16 protein-coding genes and 1 pseudogene are annotated in these 22,533 nt (G+C 39.9%); 10 read left to right on the top strand and 7 right to left on the bottom strand.

Annotated features, from left to right (window positions below):
* Nucleotides 1-27: 27 nt before the first annotated feature.
* A complete protein-coding gene (locus tag CGC57_RS10355) occupies nt 28-948 on the bottom strand; it encodes a dimethylarginine dimethylaminohydrolase family protein (protein WP_095899055.1) in 921 nt (306 codons plus the stop codon).
* A 201-nt stretch (nt 949-1,149) separates the two neighbouring features.
* Here CGC57_RS10355 and CGC57_RS10350 point away from each other — a divergent pair, with 201 nt between their 5' ends.
* The 4 genes from CGC57_RS10350 (at nt 1,150) to CGC57_RS10335 (ending at nt 5,854) form a co-directional block, all read left to right on the top strand.
* On the top strand, nt 1,150-2,496 hold the full coding sequence (locus CGC57_RS10350) for a cytochrome ubiquinol oxidase subunit I (RefSeq protein WP_095899054.1): 1,347 nt from the start codon (nt 1,150-1,152) through the stop codon (nt 2,494-2,496).
* A gap of 12 nt (nt 2,497-2,508) precedes the next feature.
* Nucleotides 2,509-3,543 (top strand): cytochrome d ubiquinol oxidase subunit II, encoded by a 1,035-nt coding sequence (cydB, locus tag CGC57_RS10345; protein ID WP_095899053.1) that lies wholly within the window; start codon nt 2,509-2,511, stop codon nt 3,541-3,543.
* A 118-nt stretch (nt 3,544-3,661) separates the two neighbouring features.
* Nucleotides 3,662-4,303: an outer membrane lipoprotein periplasmic chaperone LolA1 gene (lolA1, locus tag CGC57_RS10340; RefSeq protein ID WP_095899052.1), complete on the top strand. Its 642-nt coding sequence runs from the start codon at nt 3,662-3,664 to the stop codon at nt 4,301-4,303.
* Between the two features lie 24 nt (nt 4,304-4,327).
* Nucleotides 4,328-5,854: an LptF/LptG family permease gene (locus CGC57_RS10335; RefSeq protein ID WP_095899051.1), complete on the top strand. Its 1,527-nt coding sequence runs from the start codon at nt 4,328-4,330 to the stop codon at nt 5,852-5,854.
* Nucleotides 5,855-5,947: 93 nt separating this feature from the next.
* Here CGC57_RS10335 and fmt read toward each other — a convergent pair whose 3' ends face one another.
* Nucleotides 5,948-6,868 (bottom strand): methionyl-tRNA formyltransferase, encoded by a 921-nt coding sequence (gene fmt / locus CGC57_RS10330; protein WP_095899050.1) that lies wholly within the window; start codon nt 6,866-6,868, stop codon nt 5,948-5,950.
* A 171-nt stretch (nt 6,869-7,039) separates the two neighbouring features.
* On the opposite strand from fmt, the pseudogene rplU reads away from it, so the two are divergent.
* From rplU to xerD, 4 genes and pseudogenes are all read left to right on the top strand, one after another.
* Nucleotides 7,040-7,345 (top strand): annotated as a pseudogene (gene rplU, locus CGC57_RS10325) (50S ribosomal protein L21); the annotation flags it as partial.
* Between the two features lie 34 nt (nt 7,346-7,379).
* On the top strand, nt 7,380-7,640 hold the full coding sequence (rpmA, locus tag CGC57_RS10320; RefSeq protein ID WP_002679833.1) for a 50S ribosomal protein L27: 261 nt from the start codon (nt 7,380-7,382) through the stop codon (nt 7,638-7,640).
* Nucleotides 7,641-7,774: 134 nt separating this feature from the next.
* Nucleotides 7,775-8,857, top strand: coding sequence for a BT_3928 family protein (locus tag CGC57_RS10315; protein WP_095899048.1), 1,083 nt, complete (start codon nt 7,775-7,777; stop codon nt 8,855-8,857).
* A gap of 10 nt (nt 8,858-8,867) precedes the next feature.
* Nucleotides 8,868-9,779 (top strand): site-specific tyrosine recombinase XerD, encoded by a 912-nt coding sequence (gene xerD / locus CGC57_RS10310; RefSeq protein WP_095899047.1) that lies wholly within the window; start codon nt 8,868-8,870, stop codon nt 9,777-9,779.
* 63 nt (nt 9,780-9,842) lie between these two features.
* On the opposite strand, the gene CGC57_RS10305 is transcribed toward xerD, so the two are convergent.
* A complete protein-coding gene (locus CGC57_RS10305) occupies nt 9,843-10,241 on the bottom strand; it encodes a PUR family DNA/RNA-binding protein (protein ID WP_095899046.1) in 399 nt (132 codons plus the stop codon).
* 286 nt (nt 10,242-10,527) lie between these two features.
* On the opposite strand from CGC57_RS10305, the gene CGC57_RS10300 reads away from it, so the two are divergent.
* Complete coding sequence (locus tag CGC57_RS10300) at nt 10,528-12,279, top strand: ABC transporter ATP-binding protein (protein ID WP_095899045.1); 1,752 nt, start codon at nt 10,528-10,530, stop codon at nt 12,277-12,279.
* Between the two features lie 56 nt (nt 12,280-12,335).
* The gene (locus tag CGC57_RS10295; RefSeq protein WP_095899044.1) at nt 12,336-15,353 is read left to right on the top strand and encodes a DUF2135 domain-containing protein; all 3,018 of its coding nucleotides are present in this window, start codon (nt 12,336-12,338) and stop codon (nt 15,351-15,353) included.
* 77 nt (nt 15,354-15,430) lie between these two features.
* Here the strand turns inward: CGC57_RS10295 and CGC57_RS10290 are convergent, their stop codons facing one another.
* From CGC57_RS10290 to CGC57_RS10275, 4 genes are all read right to left on the bottom strand, one after another.
* The gene (locus CGC57_RS10290) at nt 15,431-16,633 is read right to left on the bottom strand and encodes an OmpA family protein (RefSeq protein ID WP_095899043.1); all 1,203 of its coding nucleotides are present in this window, start codon (nt 16,631-16,633) and stop codon (nt 15,431-15,433) included.
* Nucleotides 16,634-16,867: 234 nt separating this feature from the next.
* Nucleotides 16,868-20,029 carry an efflux RND transporter permease subunit gene (locus CGC57_RS10285; RefSeq protein ID WP_095899042.1) on the bottom strand — a complete coding sequence of 1,054 codons (3,162 nt, stop codon included), beginning with the start codon at nt 20,027-20,029 and terminating at the stop codon, nt 16,868-16,870.
* Nucleotides 20,030-20,066: 37 nt separating this feature from the next.
* On the bottom strand, nt 20,067-21,464 hold the full coding sequence (locus tag CGC57_RS10280) for an efflux transporter outer membrane subunit (protein ID WP_095899041.1): 1,398 nt from the start codon (nt 21,462-21,464) through the stop codon (nt 20,067-20,069).
* A 100-nt stretch (nt 21,465-21,564) separates the two neighbouring features.
* Nucleotides 21,565-22,482: a hypothetical protein gene (locus CGC57_RS10275; RefSeq protein WP_095899040.1), complete on the bottom strand. Its 918-nt coding sequence runs from the start codon at nt 22,480-22,482 to the stop codon at nt 21,565-21,567.
* Nucleotides 22,483-22,533: the final 51 nt, after the last annotated feature.

Genomic DNA, 22,533 nt, shown 5'->3' with positions numbered 1-22,533 from the left:
AGCCGCACGGGCTAATTTACTAATTGGTTAATCGGTAGTACGACAGAGTGGTAAGGTAGAGCATCGCAACAATCCTTCTTGTTTGGCAATTTCGGAATATGGAATTTCCTCTACAGTGAAGCCTTGTGAGCGCAACCATTGGTTTAGGCGAGTGAAATTCTTTTCGGAAACCACTACTTCTGGACTGATAGAAAACACATTACTACACATATTGTACATTTCTTCTCGCTCTATATGGAAGAGGTTTTCTTTGCCAAAGAGGTCTACCAAATATTGATAATCAGTTTCGGATCGGAAGCCTCCTTTGTAGATAATCCCTTTGTCTTTTCCTACGGGCTGGAAGCAGCAATCGAGATGCAGGGCATTGTCACGTGCTTCAGTTTTTGATTTGAGCAAATCAAACTCCTTCACTTTTTTATGAGGAAAAAGCTGCTGGATAAAGGCAACGCCTGCCATATTAGTACGCGCAGTTACTTGTTCTTTATAGTCAGCACCTTTATAAGTACCAATAAAAATATGGTCGTTCCAAGGCATTACATCGCCCCCTTCAATATGTATATCGGCGGGAGGAGTAATCACTTTTTCAGGAGGCATTTGAGCGACAATATATTCAATAGCCTGAAATTCAGCTTGTCTATCGGGCAGGATATTTGCTTTGATAAAAGTATCTTCAATCACAAAACCAATATCGCGAGTGAATATTTGGTTGCAATCGGTAATAATTTCAGGGCGATATACTTTTACATTGTATTTTTCAAGTACTGCACGAAAAGCATCCATTTCGGCTACCATATCCTTTTCTATAGGATAGGTACCTGCTTTGATGTGCTCTGCCGACTTAGGGTCGTAGGCTTCTTCGAGTTTAGGAGTAGGTCCATTGCTGGTAGCCGTACCTAAAATTACGGCTTCTAACCTATTGGTTTCGTTGGTGATGTGTAATTTTATCATACTGATATTGTCTTGTTTTTGGCAAAGATACAAATAATTTATCAATTTGCAAATTTGTCGATTTGCAAATTTACTAATTTTCAAATTTGCTCATTTAATTAGAAACAATATAAATTAGCGTTATTTCTTTAGTTTTTCTTTGGGAATCTCAATCACTTAGCGTATTTTTGTCGCATATTTCACTAATTAAATTACTCACGTATGGAAACAGAAATTTTAGCACGGGTGCAGTTTGCGCTCACAATTGCGTTCCATTACATCTATCCGCCTTTAAGTATAGGGCTTGGACTGCTAATGGTTGTCTTTAAGGGCATCTACTTGCGCACTGGTAAAAAAGAGTATGACACGCTCGCCCGCTTTTGGACGCGCATCTTCTCACTTACCTTTGGTTTGGGTGTCGCTACAGGGATTGTAATGGAATTTGAATTTGGTACTAACTGGGCTACCTATTCGCGTTATGTAGGCGATATTTTTGGTAGTGCCTTGGCTGCTGAAGGTGTTTTTGCTTTTGCACTTGAAAGTACCTGTCTTGGTATTGTACTTTTCGGGTGGAACAAAGTAAAACCTATATGGCATTTCTTAGCAACCCTTGGGGTGTTCTTAGGTTCTATGTGTTCCGCTATCTGGATTGTGATTGCTAACAGCTGGCAACAAACTCCTGCAGGTTATGTAGTTGCTGGTGAAGGTTTGCAAGCTAAAGCCGTCATTACCGATTTTTGGGCAATGGTGTTCAACCCCTCAAGTGTAGATCGTATATGGCACGTATGGCAAGGGGCTTTCTTAGCTGGTATCTTCTTGGTATTGAGCGTACACGCTTGGTATTTACTCAAAGGTCGCCACGTCGAAATTTCTAAAAAAGCCTTTAAAGTAACCCTTATCATTGCTACTGTTGTGTGCTTGTTGCAATTAGTTTCAGGACACAGTTCAGCTGATGGTGTAGCTCAAAATCAACCTGAGAAATTGGCAGCTATGGAAGGACATTTTCAAACAGGTCCTGCCGATCTCTATCTCTTTGGTTGGGTGGATAAACAAAACGAGGTAACTCACGGAGTGAAAATCCCTAACGGACTTTCATATATGATTCATTACGACACAGCAGCTCCTGTAACAGGTCTCGACCAATATCCAGTGGAAGACCGCCCAGGGCAAGTGAATGCTGTATTCCAATTCTATCATATAATGGTAGCCATTGGTATGTTCCTCATCGCACTTACTCTCTATGCTTCTTTCCTATTGTGGAGAGGCAAATTGTACGACAAACGTTGGCTCTTGCACATTTTTGTATGGAGTGTACTCTTGCCTCAAATAGGTAATCAAGTAGGTTGGTTTGCAGCCGAAATGGGTCGCCAACCTTGGATAGTGTACAAACTCTTGCGCACTAGCGATGCGTTGTCTAAATCGGTAACAGCGAACCAAATACTCTTCGCAATTATCTTATTTACCGTTGTTTATATCATCCTCTTCGCTTTATTCATCTACTTGATGAACAAGAAAATTGTTCACGGTATTGATGAACACGACACTCAAGAACAATTACAAACAGCATAACATTATACAGATATGGAAACATTTTTAGGAATTGACTACCCTACGTGGTGGTTCATCATTATAGGATTTTTGATTACAGGCTATGCTATTTTAGACGGCTTTGACTTCGGCGCAGGAGCGTGGCATTTGTGCTTCGATAAGAAAAAAGAACGCCGCGTAGCTCTGAATGCCATAGGTCCTGTGTGGGATGGTAATGAGGCGTGGTTAGTAATTGGGGGTGCTGGTATTTTTGCAGGCTTCCCACTAATGTATGCCGAATTGTTTTCGGCTATGAACACACCTTTTATGCTATTCCTCACTTTTATTATCTTTAGAGCAGTAGCCATTGAGGTACGTGGCAAAGAGGATAGTGATCGTTGGCGCAATACTTGGGACACTGTTTACAGCGTGTGCAGCATTGTGTTACCCGTACTCTTAGGAGTAGTGATTGCCAACGTATTACAAGGATTACCATTAGACGAGAACTTCGTATACCAAGGAGGCGCTCTCTTTACATTCCTTACTCCTTATGCACTGCTTGTAGGCGTAATGACTTTATTGCTTTTTATGGTACACGGAGGTTTGTATTTACTCATCAAAACTCACGGTGATATGCACCACCGCATCGAGAAACGCATCAATTACGCTTATCTCGCTTTTGTGGTAGTGTTCACAGCTGTAGCGATTTACAGTATGCTCACACCGCATTTGGCTGAGAATATCGCCAACAGTACTGCGCTAAAAGTATTCCCTACTCTATTGCTCCTCAGCATCTTGAGCATAGCATTCTTTATGAAGAAAAAAGACTATAAAAAGGCTTTTGTAGGCACAATACTCACTATTGCTTTCTTTATGGTAGTAGCCGCACTCAACTTGCACCCTACTTTCTTGAGAACTACTTTAGAAACAGGCAATAGCATCACCGTTTACAACGCTGCTGCTTCTCAAAAATCATTAGAGATTATGCTCACTATCACAGCGATAGGTGCACCTCTATTGCTTATCTACACTTATTTTGCTTACAAAGTATTCTGGGGCAAAGTAGAAATTGACGAAAATAGTTATTAATAAATAATTGATAAAACAATCAACAAAAGCCAAATAGCCTTTTTACTATTTGGCTTTTACTTTGATTGGCACGAAAATTGCTTGTAATCTTGAACTAAAATCATTAAAAACACTGAAAATGAAAAGAATACTATTGGTCATCATCGCTCTTTGTAGCGTAACCATACAAGCCCAACAGGTTGATAAAGCTAAAAAACTATTAGATGAAGTGTATGCTAAAATGGTGGCTTACAACAATATCTATATAGATTTTAAATACAACCTCGATAATATTGCTGAAAATATCAATCAGGAAACTAAAGGTAATGTAACTATTGCCAAAGATAAGTATGTGCTAAACTATTTAGGAGCTACTAAAATGTACGACGGCAGTAAAACATATACTATTGTTCCTGAAAACGAAGAAATTACCATAGAAAAAAACGCTTCCGACGATAGTACCATTACCCCCTCTAAAATGCTTACCTTCTACAAAAAAGGCTATAAGTACAAATGGGATATACAACAAAATGTACGTGGTCGCAAAATTCAATACGTAGAATTAAAACCTCAAAAAGCTAATAGCGAGGTAAAACAAATCCTATTAGGTATTGATATTCAAACTAAACACATCTACAACCTTATTGAAATAGGCAAAAACGGCACTAAAACCACTATTACAGTGAATACTTTCAAAACCAATCAGCCGTTATCGGCTAACATCTTTAAGTTTGACCGCGAAAAATATAAAAAAGACGGTTATACTATCACCGAAATGTAGTTGTTAGTCCGTTAGCTTAGTTGTATGAAAATCATTGACCGCTATATCATTACTCAGTTCCTCAAAAATTTCCTCGGGGCACTCTCTATCTTAATTCTCATCTTTGTATTCCACACTATTTTCACATACATCGATGAGCTGGCAGGGCGTGGCTTGGAACTTTGGATTATATTCAAATTCCTCATTTATTTCATTCCGCAACTCATCCCTATCATTATGCCTCTGGCAGTGGTAATTGCTTCAATTATGACCTTTGGAGCTTTTGCCGAGAGCTATGAGTTTGCTGCAATGAAAGCCTCAGGTATTTCGCTGATGCGTGTAATGCGACCACTGATTATCTTAATGGCATTATTGAGTATAGGCACTTTCTTCTTGGCTAACAATGTGATTCCGGTAGCCTATCGCGAGGTGTATACCCTCAGGTCGAACATCGCCAAAGTAAAACCTGCAATGGCTATAGCCGAAGGGGTTTTCTCTAATATAGGAGAAGATATCAGTATTAAAGTAGGTAAAAAAAGTGGTGACAACGACCAGTTTTTGGAGAGTGTACTCATTCACAAAAAAACACCCGATAGAGTAAACCGTACAGTTATCAATGCTAAACGCGGTGAATTGAGGAGTGCTAAATCTAACCCTAACTTTCTCCAACTCATCTTAGAAGATGGCACTTACTACGAAGATATCAAAACCAATACCTATGAAACTCAGCAGAAAATGCCTTTTGCCAAAGTGCATTTTCAAAAATATGTAATCAACCTCGACCTTTCTCACCTAAACAATGTAGATTTCAACGAAAAATCCGATGCTACTACTTATAGAATGATGAACGTAAATCAGTTAGATTATGCTATCGACTCACTTCGTTCGGATTTCAAACAAAACATCACCGATTACGGAAATAATATGTTTCGCCGTACGGGCTTTAGCACTGCCCCTCCTCCCCCACCAATACCTGCTGATAGTTTGTTACAAAAGAAAAAAGCTGCAGCACCTATAGAGGTAAAATCGGTGGCACAATTGCTAAAAATGCTCAATAGCGGTGAGCAACAACGAGTGCTTGAGATGGCAATGAGCAACAACCAAGCACAGTTAGACAATGTGGAGTTTCGCCAGAGCGACCTTGAATATCGCTACAAACTGATGAACTTGCACATAATGAACTTCAGTGATAAGTTTGCGCTCACCATAGCTTGCTTTGTACTCTTTTTTGTAGCTGCTCCTTTAGGTGCTTTTATCCGAAAGGGCGGTATAGGGTTGCCCTTAGTTTTTGCGATGATATTGTTCTTATCCTATTATTTTATAGGAATGTTTATGAAGAACATAGCCGAGAACAACACTATCAACCCCGCTTTAGCTCCGTGGATTCCGGCCTTGATATTAATGCCTTTAGGCATTTATCTCACCGCAAGAATTGCCAAAGACAAAGAAGTTTTCCATTTCCCTCTCACACACAAGTTGATGGTATGGACAAAGGATAAAGTTAAAAAAGTGAAAGGTAATAAGAAGAAAATTATTAAATCTCCTCAACCTACTAAGCTGAATAACGAATAAAAACAATTGTAAATCAATAATAAAAAAGACTTTGCAGCATCAAAAATGCTACAAAGTCTTTTTTAATAATATATTTTGTGTAATTTTTGAGTTTTATTCAAAAGAAAACCCGTTGAGCAAATCGGCTGCTTTCATACGCTTTTTGGCGGGGAGTTGCAATTCTAAAAGCTGAATAAACCCATCTTTCACCGCTACGCGCAGTTGTTTCTTCTCTACTAAAAGTTTCCCGATGGGTTCATTATGAGTTGAAGGCTCAAAAACAGCATCATACACCTTGGTAGCAAGCATTTCTCCCTTGTGAGGAAACTCCGCCCAAGCAGTAGGATACGGACTCATCCCTCTAATAAGGCGTTCGATAGTCATCCCGTCCTCTTCCCAATTGATTTTACAGGTTTCTTTATATATTTTAGGTGCTTCGGCAAAAGTAATCTCCTTGTTTTGCGGCTGAGTAGTACAAGTACCTGCAGCGATACTATCTACTGTTTTGAGTACCAAATCAGCTCCTTGTAACATTAGTTTATCGTGGAGTGTACCCGCTGTTTCGTGAGCATCAATAGGGGTAACAGCTTGAGCGATAATTGCACCTGTATCAATCTTTTCATCTATAAAGAAAGTTGTCACCCCCGTTTGTTTTTCGCCATTGATAATCGCCCAATTGATAGGAGCAGCCCCGCGATAATTAGGCAAAAGTGAAGCGTGGAGGTTGAAAGTGCCATATTTAGGCAATCGCCACACCACTTCAGGCAACATACGGAAAGCTACGACTATTTGTAAATCAGGTTGGAGGGCTTTAAGTTCACTAAGGAAATTCTCATCTTTGAGTTTCAAAGGTTGGAGTACGGGTATACCTTTACTTTCGGCATAGACTTTCACAGGCGACTGATGCAATTTTTGTCCGCGACCAGAAGGTTTATCGGCAACAGTTACCACGCCCACTACGTTATAGTTATTTTCCACTAAGGCTTTTAGGGACGCTAAAGCAAAATCGGGCGTTCCCATAAATACAATTCTCATACAATTGACAATTAATAATTAACAATCTTGTCCAACTAAAAGTGTTGTTAAACTTTGGCAAAGGTAAAGTATATCTACAAAAGCAGCAAATATTTTTCATTTTATTTTGCCACGTAAAAAATAATTCGTACCTTTGCCGCCGATTTAAACAATAATTAAAAACGTTAAGCTATGTATGCAATTGTAGAGATAGCAGGGCAACAATTTAAAGTAAGCAAAGACCAAAAAGTTTACGTGCACCGTTTGCCTAATGCAGAAGATGAAAAAGTAACTTTTTCTAACGTACTTCTCATTGATAACAACGGAGTTGTAACTGTAGGCGCCCCAGCTATAAACGGAGCTTCAGTAGAAGCTAAAGTTTTAAAACATTTGAAAGGAGACAAAGTGCTCGTATTCAAAAAGAAAAGACGTAAAGGTTACAAAGTGAAGAACGGACACCGTCAGTACCTCACCCAGATTGTAATCGAGAACATTGTTGTAAAATAATTGTTAAACTTAAAAATCTAAGAAAATGGCTCACAAGAAAGGTGTCGGTAGTTCAAAGAACGGTAGAGAATCACACTCTAAACGCTTAGGCGTGAAAATTTTCGGTGGTCAAGTTGCCATCGCTGGAAACATTATCGTTAGACAACGTGGAACTCAACACAATGCTGGCGAGAACGTGTACATTGGTAAAGACCATACTTTGCACGCTAAAATAGATGGTATCGTAAAATTCGAGAAAAAGAAAAACGATAAATCTTATGTTTCTGTTATTCCATTAGAAGCATAATTGTAAAGTTTTAAATTAATTAAAAAAAATAAGAGTTATTCATTTTATGAGTAACTCTTATTTTTTTACCTAAAATACAAGGAGTTTGGCAAAGTTTTTGAGGCAAAACGAGGCAAAAAAACAATTATCGCAATATGAAATATCTTGTGCAACTTTGCCGTATATTAGTAGGTGTTACTTTCATCATCAGTGGGATGATAAAACTCAACGACCCTATGGGTTTTTCTTTCAAATTAGAAGATTATTTTGCCCCTGGTGTACTCAATTTGCCTTTCCTCGTGCCTTATGCTTTAGCATTTGCTATCTTTGTATGCATTTTTGAGGTAGTATTGGGCGTAACTCTATTAGTAGGCTATAAAAAGAAACTCACACTATGGCTTTTGCTCGCTATGTTAGTATTCTTTGGCTTCCTTACCTTCTATTCGGCGTATTTTAACAAGGTAACTGATTGCGGTTGTTTTGGCGATGCTATCAAATTTACTCCTTGGCAATCGTTTACTAAAGATTTAGTGCTTTTAGCACTCACTTTAGTTGTTTTCTTCGGTCAGAAATATATTCATCCACTTACAAAAGGCAAACTACCCTTGGTAGTAACTTGTCTCTCAGTGCTTTTCTGCATCATCTTCGTTTATTACGTGTACAACCACTTGCCAGTGAAGGACTTCCGCGTGTACAAAATAGGTACTAACATCCCTAAAGGTATGGAATTACCTCCTAATGCTGTTACTTACTATTGGACTTTTAAAATAGACGGGCAAAACAAAGTGATTGAAACTAAAGACCCTTCTTTCCCTAAAATAGCGGGTGAGTACGTGAGTCTTACTTCTAAAACCGAAATGCCTCCTATCCACGACTTCTACATTCAGGATAAAGATAGAACCACCGATTATTTAGAGGAATTCATCAACAAAGACAAACTTTTGATGGTGATTTCTTACCGCCTTGACCGCGCTAACCAAGAGGCGTTTAAAGCTATTAAAACCATTACCGATAAAGCAATGAAAAACGGCTATACAGTAATAGGTCTCACTTCACAAATGGAAAAAGCGCCTTATATCGTAAAGAAATACGAACTCAATTTCAACTTCTATTACAACGATGCCACTACGCTAAAAACGATGATTCGCTCTAATCCAGGGCTTATTACCCTATCCAAAGGAACTATCATCGATAAAAAACACTATAACGATAGTGAAAAATTATCAATTGATAATTAACAATTAACAGGTGTGGCGTGAAACAAATATAGCTTTTCAGCATTATCTGCGACTGCAACGAGGCTTGTCGCAGAATACGGCTGTGTCATACGGTTTGGATATCGAAAAACTTATCTGCTATTTAGAAAAATACAACATCACCGAAACCCCTGCTAATATAGAGGAAGATACTTTGCGACAATTCGTGTACGAAGTAGCTAAAGATTTGAACGCACGTTCGCAAGCGCGACTCATTTCGGCATTGAAGAGTTTTTTCAAATTTATGATGTACGAAAAAGGGCGTGAAGATTTCCCGATGAGCCTCATTGAAAGCCCAAAAATAGGCGTAAAACTCCCCGATACCCTTTCACTACAAGAGATAGATGCGATGCTGGCTTCTATAGATTTAAGCACCGATGAAGGTCATCGCAACAAGGCAATGATAGAGATGCTCTACGCTTGCGGATTGCGCGTATCGGAACTCATTTCGCTTAGATTATCCGATTTGTTTTTTGATGAAGATTTTATCAGGGTGATGGGAAAAGGCAGCAAACAGCGGTTGGTACCTATTGAGGCTTACACTCAAAAGCAAGTGAAGCAATACATAGACAACCAGCGCCGACAGCTAAAAATAGCCAAAGGACACGAGGATTTTGTATTCTTAAACAGAAGGGGAAAACAGCTCACACGAGCGATGATTTTTACGATTGTAAGACAAGTAGCGGAAAGTATAGGGTTACAGAAGACAATTAGCCCCCATACATTTAGGCATTCGTTTGCCACGCACCTACTGGAGAATGGTGCCAACTTGCGCGCTATACAAATGATGTTAGGTCACGAGAATATTACTACTACTGAAATATACGTACACATTGAGAAGAGTTATTTGCGAGAAGCACTTATAAAGTACCACCCACGCCAGAAGATGAGCTTTACCCAATAGCCCATTACGTCATCACTCTTAATACTACAATGAGTGAAGCTCCACCTTGTTAGCGTTTTTTAGTTAGAGGTCTTCAAAATCAAGGTTGCGATAAGCACCGTTCGTAACACCATTGGCAACTCCATTAGTTCTTACGCCTTCCAATCGCTCGGCATATAGCTCTCTTTTAAAATCTTTTTGATGGCGTTCAGAGATTACTTCTTCTCCTTTTTCATCAAAAACATAAGCAGTCATTTCGTTTAAAATGTCTTTAAATAATTCAAAATCTTCTTTGTAGAGGTAGATTTTGTGTTTTTTGTAGTGTACAGACCCATCGTCGTGCGAAAACTTCTTACTTTCAGTAATAGTCAAGTAATAATCATTAGCGCGTGTAGCCCTCACATCAAAGAAGTAAGTGCGTCTACCCGCCCTTAGGACTTTTGAGAAAATTTCCTCATTGTCCAAAAATTCTTTTTCTTCCATTGTATGTACATGTTTTTTCTAATTCGCGTACAAAATTCTATAAATAGAGAATACTATGCAAATTTTTTAACAATTATTTTATCATTAACCTCATATTTTATTATAATTTTAACATATATAGTGCTAATATAGTATTTAAACATAAAGTTATTAAAAAGGCGTGAGGGATCAGGAGGCTGGGGTCAGGTATCTGGGGGCAAGGAGTAAGCACTAACGACTAAAAACTAACGACTAACTACTAAACTTTAATAATTATTTTGTACTTTTGCAATCTTAAAAGAAAACAATGTCCGAAAAAACATCACGCACTAAACATACATTTCATCAGTTATCGCGCTTTGTTAAACCTTACCGAGGTGTATTTGTAGCGGTAGCCCTATTTGCTATACTTTCTTCTATTTTTTCTACAGCTCAGCCCTACCTTATAAAAGTAGCAATAGACGATTTTATTACCCCTAAAAACTATGAGGGGTTGTTGCACATCACCTATATATTAATAGCTTTGGTCTGCGCCGAAGTGCTGATGCAATTCCTCTTTTCTTATTTTTCAAACTGGCTGGGACAAACCGTCATACGCGATGTGCGCGAAAAACTCTTCGCCCACTTGTTGCGCCTGAAAATGCGATATTTTGATAAATCGTCTATTGGGGTATTAGTCACCCGTGCGGTGAACGATATGGAACGCATAGGTGAGATTTTCAGTTCAGGACTTTTTGAGATGGCAAGCGATGTGCTCAAAATGTTAGTTATCACCATCGTAATGTTTGTAATCGATTGGAAATTAGCGCTCATCAGCTATGCTACTATGCCACTAATTCTCTATTTCACTCGTTGGTTTCAGCGTTCTATGAATGCTGCTTTTGTGGAAGTGCGCAAAGAAGTAGCTAACCTCAATTCGTTTGTGCAGGAACGCATTTCGGGTATCAAAATAGTACAGCTTTTTGCCCAAGAGCGCGAAGAGTTAGAGAATTTCAAAAAAATCAACGAGAAACACAAACAAGCGTGGCTTAAAACGATATGGTACAACTCCATTTTCTTCCCTATTGGCGATTTGTGCATATCAATTACTATTGCCCTTATTGTGTGGTTTGGTGGGCGACAAATCGTAGGTGATAACGTATACGATTTGGGAAATATCTTCTTGTTCATACAACTCACGCAACAACTCTTCCGCCCTATTAGGCATATCGCCGATAAGTTCAATACCTTCCAAATGGGCATTATCGCATCCGACCGTGTTTTTGCTATTTTGGAAACCGAAAACGACTCTGAAACTGAAGGACAGAAAGAACTTACTGAAGTGAAAGGCGCTATCCAGTTTGAAAATGTTCATTTTGAATATGTAGCAGGCGAAGAAATTTTGCACGGCATCAGTTTTGAAGTAAAAGAAGGCGAAACCATTGCTATTGTAGGGGCTACAGGTGCTGGAAAAACAACTATTACCAACCTGCTAAACCGATTCTACGACCTTAGCTCGGGTGCGATTTACATCGATGGGGTAAATATAGAGGAATACACCCTCAGTTCATTGCGAAAACACATTGCTACTGTATTGCAAGATGTATTTTTGTTTGCTGATAGTGTGCTGAACAATATCACCCTGAAAAATCCTGCTATCAGTGAGGAGGAAGTGATTGCTGCTGCTAAAAGCATAGGCGTTCACGATTTCTTGATGAGTTTGCCCGAAGGTTATCACTACAATGTGAAAGAACGCGGCTCAATGCTTTCGGCAGGGCAACGCCAACTCATTGCTTTCTTGCGCGCTTACGTGCATAAACCGCAAATTCTCATTTTAGACGAGGCTACTTCATCAGTCGATTCTCATTCCGAGCAACTCATACAACAAGCTACCGATAAAATGACCGAAGGGCGCACTTCTATTATCATCGCCCACCGTCTTACTACGGTGAAAAAAGCCAACAAAATTATTGTGTTAGACAAAGGAAATATCGTAGAAACAGGCACTCACGAGGAATTATTACAAATAGAGAACGGTTACTACCGCAATTTGTACGAAGTGCAGTTTTTAGAAGAGTAGTTTTGGTATATTGTTTGATTTACAGCTAACAAGTTTCATCAAAACATTGTTAAGTAATGAAAATCAAACATTTTTTATCTTCAGTAGCTTTACTGCTTCCCTTAGTAACCATCGCACAGAAATCGGTAGTGCCTGAGGTGAAGGTAGTAAATGAACGCAATGCCAACCCGATGGTGTTGCAAGACCTCTCAGTAGACATATTGGTAATAGGGCAAACAGCCGTCACCACTATGGAAATGACTTTCTACAACCCTAACAGTCGCGTAATGGAAGGCGAATTCCAGTTCCCCTTAGCTAACGGACAGCAGGTATCGCGCTTTGCCTTGGATATCAACGGAAAACTGCGCGAAGGAGTGGTGGTAGACAAAGCCTTAGGGCGCAAAGCCTTTGAGGACATAGTGCGCAGGGGTATAGACCCTGGTTTGTTAGAAAAAACAGAGGGCAACAACTTCAAAGCCCGTGTGTATCCTATGCCTGCCAAAGGCACTCGGCGTGTGCTCATCGCCTTTGAACAAGAGCTACACGAGCGCGACGGACAGGATTATTACTTCTTACCTATCACAGCTAATGTAACCCTTAAAAACTTCAAAGTACGCACTGAGGTGGTATCACGCTTTGTAAAAGCTGATATTCAAAACAGCTTGCAATTAGACTTCAAACAAGCGCGCAACAGCTATATCAGCGAGGTGAGCCAACAGAACTTCACGCTCAACCAAAATATAGCACTCACTTTCCCAAAAATTGAGAAACCACAAACTATTAGCGCCACTAAAGGCAACAAAACCTATTGCTACGGCAATATCGCTTTGGCTACTGCCCAACCCAAAAACAGACCTACCCCTAAGGAAATAGGGCTTTTATGGGATGCATCACACTCGGCAGCCAATCGCGATAGAGCAAAAGAATTTGCTTTCTTAGAAAGCTATTTCAAGGAAGTAAAAGATGTGAAAGTCATTCTTAGCAGTTTCAATATTCGCTCTGACAAACCCCTTACTTTTGAAGTGAAAAACGGCAATTGGCAAGTGCTGAAATCGCATTTAGAAAGTTTGCAATATGATGGTGCTACCGATGGCAATGCTATCAATTTCAGTCTCAAAGCCGATGAATTGCTCCTCTTTAGCGATGGCATTTTCAACTTTGGCAGTAAAGAATTTTCAGTAAAAGAAGTGGTAAAACAAGCTAAAACCCCTATAACGGTAGTCAATGCGTCGGCAGTTGCCAATACCCCAAAAATGCAATACCTCGCCAATGCTACGGGGGGTAGCTTTATAGATTTGACCACTCTCTCTACCGAGCAAGCACTAAAAGCAGCACAAACTGTACCTTTCCAACTACTGGATATAGAAGTGAAAAATGGCAAAGTAGCCAAAATTTTCCCACAGAAAGGCACAGCTATTAGCAAAGGTAATTTCACTCTTGCAGGAGAATTACAAACTAAAGAAGCTACTTTAGTACTCAGTTTTGGCTACCCTAAAAATGTAATACTACAAAAAGAAATACATTTGGCAGTCAATCCCGATACTTCGGAAAGTGAGTTCGACCTTTTGCGCCGTATATGGGCAGAAAAACAAATTGCTCAATTAGAACGCGAAGGCGCTGAACAAAAACAAATAGATGCCGTAGGGCGTGAGTATGGCATTGTAACCGAAGGTAATTCACTTATCGTTTTAGAAACCGTAGAAGATTATGTGCGCTACCGCATTACACCTCCTGAAGAATTGGCTAAAGAGTACTATGCGATACTAGACTCTCAAGCAGAAGAGAAAAAAGAGAGGAAAAAGGAAATTTTAGAAGACCTTATTGAGCAATCAAATGAGCAAACAGAATGGTGGAAAACTGTATATCCTCTAAAAGATAAAAAAACTAAAAACAAAAAGCAGCTAAATGTGGTAGTAGATGAAACAACCGACAATCGTGCTGAAATAAAAGATGAGGTTATAGCTTCTGCTGAAATAGCTAAAATGGAAGCATCTGTGCCTCAAGCTGAAGTTCAAGCTCAAGCGCGAGGAATCAGTATGAGAGGGATAAGCTCTGTTTCAGAAGATACTGATAGCGCAGAACTCAATGAGGTAGTAGTAAGGGGGTACGCTCCAGTGATGAAAAGAAGTCTAACAGGTTCTGTTTCTGTTGTAGCTACAAATGATGTGAGGGTTGAAAACACTCCAATAGCAAATATAGAACTCAATGCTTATAACCCCGATACTCCTTATCTAAAAGTAATGGAATATACTGAAGAAGCTAAAGCCGTAGAAACCTATTACAAACTGAAAAAAGAATATGGCACAACACCTGCTTTCTATGCTGATGTAGCCGATTATTTCTTCAAGAAAGGCAATCGCGAGCAAGCTATTTTGGTAGTATCTAATTTAGCGGAACTCGGTTTGGACGACCCGCAACTGCTTAGAGTATTAGGTTATAAACTCAGTCGTTATAATGCCAAAAAAGAAGCAGTACAAGTATTCCAAAAAATAGCAGTCATACGACCAGAAGAACCTCAATCTTTCCGCGATTTAGGCTTAGCTTTAGCCGATGACACTCAGTACAATGAAGCGGTGAAGAACCTTTACAAAGTAATTACTGAAGATTGGAATGACGACCGATTTGAAGATGTAAAGCTCATTACTCTGAATGACCTCAACAGTATCATAGCGCGCAATAAAAACGTAAAAACAAGCTATATCGACAAGCGTTTGCTCAAAAAAGAGCCTGTAGATGTACGTGTAGTACTCTCTTGGGATACCGATAATTGCGATATGGACTTATGGGTAACCGACCCTAAAGGCGAGAAATGTTATTATCAAAACACACTCACTTATCTCGGTGGAAAAATATCAGACGACGTAACTGAAGGTTATGGACCCGAAGAGTTTATGATTAAAAAAGCTATGAAAGGTCAATACAAAGTGGAGGTGAATTACTATGGTAGCAATTCCCAAAAGCAATTGATGCCCGTGAGTTTGCGAATTACTTTCTACACTCACTACGGTACACCCCAACAAAAACAAGAAGAAACAACGATACGTCTGAACGAAGAAAAAGATGTAATTGAAGTAGGTGCTTTTCAAGTAAAATAGATAACAAAAAAAGCGGGGCTTAAAAGCCCCGCTTTTCTTTAGTAATTCTTATTTTTAAGTTTCAAATTATCTATAAATTACTCAACAATATTAGCAATACTTACACGGTTCCAATCTGGTTCGCTGAACATATCACCGATACCATTACCTTCAGCTTCGATTCTATCAGCTGAGATTTTGTAACGTTTAACTAAGAGAGTTTTAACAGCTTCAGCACGAGCAGTAGCTAATTTTTTGTTTTTCTCTAAGTCACCTTCAGGAGAAGCGTAACCTTTGATACTTACTTTAGCATTTCTATATTTGTTAAGGTAAGAAGCGATACGCTCTACGTTAGGCAATTGAGATGCATCGATAGTACTTCTACCTACACGGAAAGTAACTACAGACTCTAAAGTTTTTTTGTTTTTAGTAACAACTTTCTCAACTACTTCAGGTTTTTTGTTACGAGCAGCTTCTAACTCATCTTGCAAGTTTTTGATTTGTTTTTGGTTATCAGCTAATTGTTTGTTTTTGCCGTTCAACTCATCGCGAAGTCTTGCTAACTCAGCGCTGTTATCAGGAGCTTGAGCAGCTGTAGTGAAGTGGTGAGCACCATTGCTACCTTTGAAACGGTAAACTACACCAGCAGTTACTTGAATCATAGAGTTCAAAGTATTCAACTCATTTTGAGAAACTGAAGGCTCTGTGTTAACGTGTTGTACAACACCAATAGGGTTAAGTCCGCGTTCAACACCATAAACAATAGCAGGGCTAATTTTGATACCCCAAGCTTTGCTTTCACCTAAGTTGAACAACAAGTTAGAACCAAACTGAGCACTCATCCAATTCAATTTTGCACCGTTTTCAGCTTTTCTAACATCAGCACCTTGTGGGTACAAGTGATACCAGCCTAAACCAGCAAAACCTTCAACTTCAAAGAAACGAGGAGTTCCTTTGTAACCAGCAAAAAGATTGCTCAAGTTTACAGTACCTACCAAACTTACATTACTAGCGTCTACAAAGTTACCAAAAACTTCAACATTATCAAAGTTTACTGGACGTACATACGCCATACCTTCAACGCCTAAACGGAATGCTGGAGAGATTTGTTTACCTATCTCTGCTCCAAATGTAGCACGGGTGTTTTTAAAGAAAGCTTCACGAGTAGTATCAGAGAAACCACCAAATTTTACACCTACTTGCCAGTTGTCAAAAAATTTGCTCTTACTTAGCATTTCTTGTGCGTTAGCACTTACGAAAGTTGCAACGATAGCTGCAACACTTAAAAGAGTTCTTTTCATAAAAATAAAATTAAAAAAAACTTATTCATGATTAATATGGGGGCAAATGTATAGCTATTTTTTTAAACTACCTCATTTTTGAGCAACAAAAATGCATTGCCTTTTCATTTTTAACTTTTCTTTCACAATTCAATAAGAAAAAACTTGTGTTTTTGTTAATTTTTCAATCTCATAATAGATGTGACGCTATTCCTCTCAAAAGAAGAAAAATCTATAAAAACGAATATACATATATTAATATTCGTCGGTGGGAGTTACAAATATTTCATCTAATTTATGGCGATAACCACTTAAACGTTCTTGCAAATCTTGGAAAATCACAAAGAGTACGGGTATGACTATCAATCCAAAGAAAGTACCTATCAGCTGTCCTACCGCAGCCCCTGTAGCTACTGAGCGGTTACCTTCGGCGCCTACTCCTGAGGCAAATACCAATGGCATCAAACCAACGATAAAGGCAAAGGAGGTCATCAAGATAGGACGCAAACGCGCCATAGCGGCATTGATAGCTGCTTTAGAGAGGCTTTCACCCATACGGCGGCGCTGTACAGCAAATTCTACAATCAGAATTGCGTTCTTCGCCAAAAGTCCCATTAGCATAATAAGAGAGATTTGGAAATAGATATTGTTTTCCAATCCGAAAAGCCACTGTCCTAAATAAGCCCCAAAGATACCAAAAGGCAATGAGAAGAGCACTGATAATGGCAATAAGTAACTTTCATACTGTGCTGAAAGGATAAAATAGGTAAATACCAAGCTGAGCAAGAAAATGAGTATGGTTTGTGAGCCTGCGGTTTGTTCTTCACGTGTTAAACCTGTATAATCAATACTATAGTTAGCGTTGAGGGTTTGGGCTGCTACCTCTTGTACTGCTTTTAGGGCATCACCCGTACTATAGGCAGGGTTGTTCTGAGCCGAAATAGATACCGAAGTAAATAAATTATAACGGCTGAGCGATTGAGGTCCAAAGGTACGTGTGAGCGTTACGAACTCGGTGATAGGCGCCATTGAGCCACTAGCTGTTTTTACGAACAAGTTGTTGAGACTATTGAGGTCTTTACGCGCTTCGGGCAACGATTGTACCATTACGCGGTATTGCTTTCCGTAAAGGGTAAAGTCGGTAGCGTAGAAACCTCCTATATAGTTCTGCAAGGTAGAGAGAATCGTGCTCACTGTAATACCTGATTGCATAGCGCGCTCTACATTGATATCCATTTGGTATTGTGGATAATTCACATTGAACGAAGTTTGCGCGAACTGTATTTCGGGGCGTTGCATCAAAGCACCTAAAAATTGTTGTGCATTTTTGTTCACCTCACTGATATCACTTCCGGATTTATCCAAGAGTACAAACGATACCCCACCACCTATACCAAAACCAGGTACTGACGACGGTTGGAAGAAAATCACATTGGCATCTTTAACATTAGCTACTGCACGAAAGGCATTGTTGATAATAGACTGAATATCTTGACCAGGGAGTTTAGAGCGCTGTTCAAAAGGTTTCAGTTTGAAGAAGCCCATACCATTGTTACTACCTTCGCCCGAAATCATACCACGTCCTGTTACAAAGGTAACATTTTCCACCCCTGGGATATTGGAAAGACTTTCATTTACCTCACGCATAATATTGGCGACACGTTCCATAGAGGCACCAGGAATCATAGATACATCCATCATCACAAACCCTTGATCTTCATTGGGCACAAAGCCCGATTTCATACTTTTATTGGCAAAATAAATACCACCTCCTGCCAAGAGTAAAAGCACTAAGGTTACCCATTTGTGGCGAAGGAAGAAAGTAAAAGTTTGTCCGTATTTATAAGTTGCGGCATTGAAAGCTACATTAAACTTGTGAAAGAACTTGCCAAACCACGATTTTTCTTCGTACTGCTTATCACCGTGAGGTTTGAGGAAGAGCGAGCAAAGTACCGGACTGAGGGTGAGCGCATTGATTGCTGAAATCACGATAGCTACAATAAGGGTTACCCCAAATTGTTTGTAGAACACCCCCGTAGTACCGCCCATAAAGGTTACTGGCACAAACACTGCTGCCATTACCAAAGTGATAGAGATAATCGCCCCTGTAATCTCGTTCATAGCCGAAATGGTAGCAGGTTTAGCTTTCTCGTGAGTTTGCTCCATCTTGGCGTGTACCGCCTCGACGACCACTATGGCATCGTCTACCACTATACCAATAGCCAATACCAAGGCGAAGAGGGTGAGCATATTGATAGAATAACCAAAGAGGTTCAAGAAGAAGAAAGTACCCACGATAGACACTGGCACCGCAATAGCAGGAATGAGTGTAGAACGAAAGTCTTGCAAGAAGATATACACTACCAAGAACACCAACAAGAAAGCCTCCAAGAGGGTAGACACCACTTTAGAAATGGCAGCATCTAAGAATGTATTGGCGTTGTAGTTGATACTATAAGTAATCCCCTCGGGCAAAGAAGGTTTTAGTTCTTCTAAGAGTTTTTCTATATTTTGGATAATTTCGTGAGCATTAGAGCCTGGGGTTTGGGAAATACCCATAGCCACCGCAGGACGACCTTTGCTTTCAGAAAATCCTGTATAGCCGAGGGCATCGAGTTCTACCGTAGCCACATCTTTGAGGCGAAGTACACGTCCGCCATCTAAGGCTTTGAGTACTATATTCTCATATTCAGACACTTGAGTGTATTTTCCTTTGTACTTAATCACATATTCATAGCTGCTACCGCTATTTTGTCCCAAAGTACCTGCAGCCGCTTCTTTACTTTGAGCTGAAATTGCAGCAGTTACCTCTGTAGGGTTGAGACCGTATGCTTGGAGTTTTTGCGGATTGATCCAAACGCGCATAGAATAGGTTTTACCTCCAAAAGCACTGGCATCCCCTACCCCACTGATACGTTTGATTGCAGGAATCACATTGATGCTCAAATAGTTTTGCAAGAACACATCGTCTAACTCTTTATTCTCAGAAAAGAAGCTGAGGAACATCAGGTTACCAGAGCTCTGTTTGCGTACCGTTACCCCCGATTGGGTTACCTCCGATGGCAAAATAGAGTTCGCACGCGACACCGCATTTTGCACGTTTACCGCCGCGATATCACCATTGGTACCTTGTTTGAAATAGACTGTAATATTTGCGGAACCACTATTAGAAGCCGATGAGGTAATATAATCCATATTTTCCACCCCATTGATTTGTTCTTCCAGCGGAATCACCACTGCTTTAAGCACTGTTTCGGCATTGGCACCTGCATAGTTAGCCGATACCTGTACCGTTACAGGGGCAATGTCGGGGTATTGGGAAATAGGTAAGGATACAATCCCTAAAATCCCTAAAATTACTATCAAAATAGAAATTACCGTTGATAGTACCGGTCTGTTTATAAAACTTTTTATCATAAGTTTAAGTTATAGATTCTTCTTTTTAATTTGCTAATTATTTCCAACCACCTCCGAGGGCTTTATACAAGGTAATGCCATACTGCATACGAGTGAATTGTGCGTTGGCTACACTAAGTTCGGCATTGAGGCGGTTTACTTCGGCAGTGATCACCTCTAAATAATTCACCATACCGCTATCAAAGAGTTGTTTAGAGAAATCTGTTGCTTTTTGATAGGCTTCCATCTCTTTAGTTTTGAGTTGGATAAACTCGTCTTGAGAGTTGAATTGGTGCATTGCATCAGAGACTTCCTTGCCTGCGGAAAGAATTGCCTTTTTGAAGTTGAGTAAAGCGGTTTCTTGAGCCGCTTTTTGCACTTCGTACTGAGTGCGTATTTGTCGGCGATTGAGGATAGGTTGCGCCAATCCCGCTATAAAATTAGCAAACATCGATTTGGCTGAAAACCAAGTATCGAGCTCGGTACTGCTAATACCGCCACGAGCGCTGAGGGTGAGGGTAGGATAGAAAGCAACACGGGCTACATTGGTGAGTTCAAAAGCGTTGCGCAAGTTCAGTTCGGCACGTGCCACATCAGGACGATTTTCGAGCAAACTCACAGCATATCCCTGACGGAATTCAGTAGGGAATTGTTGTTCAGCAAGGGTGTTTCGCTCTATGTGATGAGGTTCTTCGCCGAGGAGTACACATATCGTATTCTCTAATGCCCATACGCTATTGTTGATTGTAATAAGTTGTGCTTGTGCGTTATAGACAAGTGCTTCGATTTGCTTGGTCGCTACTTCGGTAGTAGAACCTGCATTTTTGAGTAGTTTGGTAGTTTCCAAACTTTTGGTGCGGAACTCAATGGTTTGTTCGAGTACTTTTTTCTGTTCGTCAAGCATCAACAATTGGTAATAAGCTGTTGCTAAAGTAGCTACCACTTCGGACTGCACTGCTTTCTGAGCTTCGACCGTTGCCAAATAAGAGGCATAAGAGGCACGTTTTTGGGCGGAGAGTTTGCCCCAAATATCGGCTTCCCACGAAGCACTACCTGTGATATCAAATAGATTGTTGTAAGTACGTTCTCCCAGACCTCCCGCTGCATTGATAGAGTTGGTGCTGCGGGTGTAGTTTGCCCCTACTGAGAGGGTAGGGATAAAAGCAGCCTTACTTTGCTTGAGATAGGCTTGTGCTGAAACTACACTTTGCATTGCTATACGCACATCGAGGTTATTGGCAAGCGCCTTGCTGATGTGTTGTTGGAGAGTGGCATCGGTGAAGATGTTGCGCCAAGATACATTGGCACTGCTAAGGCTATCCGTAGGGATATTATCCGTACGGAAAAGTTTTTCATTTACGACATTGGGACGCTCGTAAGTTTTACGACCTGCACAAGCGGTAAGGGTAAGGGCTATAGTTACTATAGCAACTGATTTATAAATGATTTTGTACATATTAGTTGTTAGGGGTTAGGGGTTCAGACGGGGCAGACAAGGCAGACGGGTCTGATGAAAGTGTAAAAGAGAATAAAAATATAGTAATTCGGGTCATCGCTTATTGTTTTTTCTGAGCTTTACGGGCTTGTCGTTTATCGTATTTCTTCTTAGCTTTTTCAGTAACTGCTACCAATACCCCATTGATAGCTCCAGAACCATAAATAGCTGTAGCTGCTGCTGGTGTAAGGTAATGAATCTCTTTTGAAATCTTTTGCCTGCTTGTTTTCTCTCGGAACTCCTTCTTGTCCATAGGCATACCATCCAATACAAAGAGAGGTGTAGCACAATAGTCCTCTGAAATTTGCGCTATTGCTCTCAGAGGAATCCGCTTTATCATCTCTTTCCTATGTGCTTCCTCTGCTTCTTTATAAGTACCTTCAAATGACCCCTCAAAATTAATTTCTTGTTCTTTCTCTTCATCGGTAATCAGTTTGCAAGAAGTACAACAATGCACCATCAGCATATCCCAACGGTGGGCTTTGATTGTGTAATTGCCTAAACTATCGGTATAAGTCTCAGTATTCCTATCTTTATTATATACCCTAATATTAGCTAAAGGTTTGCCTTCTTTATCAGTAACTTTTCCTGAAACCACTATAAGGCGATAGGTTTGATAGAATTCCCAAATCTCTGCATAAAGTTGCTCTTCCTTGTTGAGTTGACTATTAGGCGGATTACTAGCAAGTGCTTTTGCTTTCCGAAAAGTGTCCTTAGTGATGATATATACCGCTCCGTATTTTGCGCTACTACCAAAAAGATTTTTAGCTTCTTCTCTAAAAAGCACCAAGATTTCGGCTATATCTTTGGGTCGAAGTTTTTTAAAATTTAGACTCCATTTAGTAATTTTCTTCCCATCGATAATATAAAGAGGGGGCTCGTTAGGAATTCTCCCTATATCCTTTATGCCTCCGCCTTGGGATTCCTTAACTTGTGCTGTGAGAGGCAGAGAAAAGAGTAATAATAACAAATATTTCATAATAACGAGGGCAAGTTACGAATGACGAATGACGAATGACGAGGGGGTAAC

This window comes from Capnocytophaga sputigena, from assembly GCF_002302495.1.
Lineage (GTDB): Bacteria > Bacteroidota > Bacteroidia > Flavobacteriales > Flavobacteriaceae > Capnocytophaga > Capnocytophaga sputigena.
Note: the sequence above shows the minus strand (reverse complement) of the source record. Positions and strands in the feature narration are given on the sequence as shown.

Bases quoted from the DNA above. Each gene is read 5' to 3' on its own strand.
- CGC57_RS10355 (WP_095899055.1), bottom strand. From the start codon at position 948: ATGATAAAATTACACATCACCAACGAAACCAATAGGTTAGAAGCCGTA.
- CGC57_RS10350 (WP_095899054.1), top strand. From the start codon at position 1,150: ATGGAAACAGAAATTTTAGCACGGGTGCAGTTTGCGCTCACAATTGCG.
- cydB (WP_095899053.1), top strand. From the start codon at position 2,509: ATGGAAACATTTTTAGGAATTGACTACCCTACGTGGTGGTTCATCATT.
- lolA1 (WP_095899052.1), top strand. From the start codon at position 3,662: ATGAAAAGAATACTATTGGTCATCATCGCTCTTTGTAGCGTAACCATA.
- CGC57_RS10335 (WP_095899051.1), top strand. From the start codon at position 4,328: ATGAAAATCATTGACCGCTATATCATTACTCAGTTCCTCAAAAATTTC.
- fmt (WP_095899050.1), bottom strand. From the start codon at position 6,868: ATGAGAATTGTATTTATGGGAACGCCCGATTTTGCTTTAGCGTCCCTA.
- rpmA (WP_002679833.1), top strand. From the start codon at position 7,380: ATGGCTCACAAGAAAGGTGTCGGTAGTTCAAAGAACGGTAGAGAATCA.
- CGC57_RS10315 (WP_095899048.1), top strand. From the start codon at position 7,775: ATGAAATATCTTGTGCAACTTTGCCGTATATTAGTAGGTGTTACTTTC.
- CGC57_RS10305 (WP_095899046.1), bottom strand. From the start codon at position 10,241: ATGGAAGAAAAAGAATTTTTGGACAATGAGGAAATTTTCTCAAAAGTC.
- CGC57_RS10300 (WP_095899045.1), top strand. From the start codon at position 10,528: ATGTCCGAAAAAACATCACGCACTAAACATACATTTCATCAGTTATCG.
- CGC57_RS10295 (WP_095899044.1), top strand. From the start codon at position 12,336: ATGAAAATCAAACATTTTTTATCTTCAGTAGCTTTACTGCTTCCCTTA.
- CGC57_RS10290 (WP_095899043.1), bottom strand. From the start codon at position 16,633: ATGAAAAGAACTCTTTTAAGTGTTGCAGCTATCGTTGCAACTTTCGTA.
- CGC57_RS10285 (WP_095899042.1), bottom strand. From the start codon at position 20,029: ATGATAAAAAGTTTTATAAACAGACCGGTACTATCAACGGTAATTTCT.
- CGC57_RS10280 (WP_095899041.1), bottom strand. From the start codon at position 21,464: ATGTACAAAATCATTTATAAATCAGTTGCTATAGTAACTATAGCCCTT.
- CGC57_RS10275 (WP_095899040.1), bottom strand. From the start codon at position 22,482: ATGAAATATTTGTTATTATTACTCTTTTCTCTGCCTCTCACAGCACAA.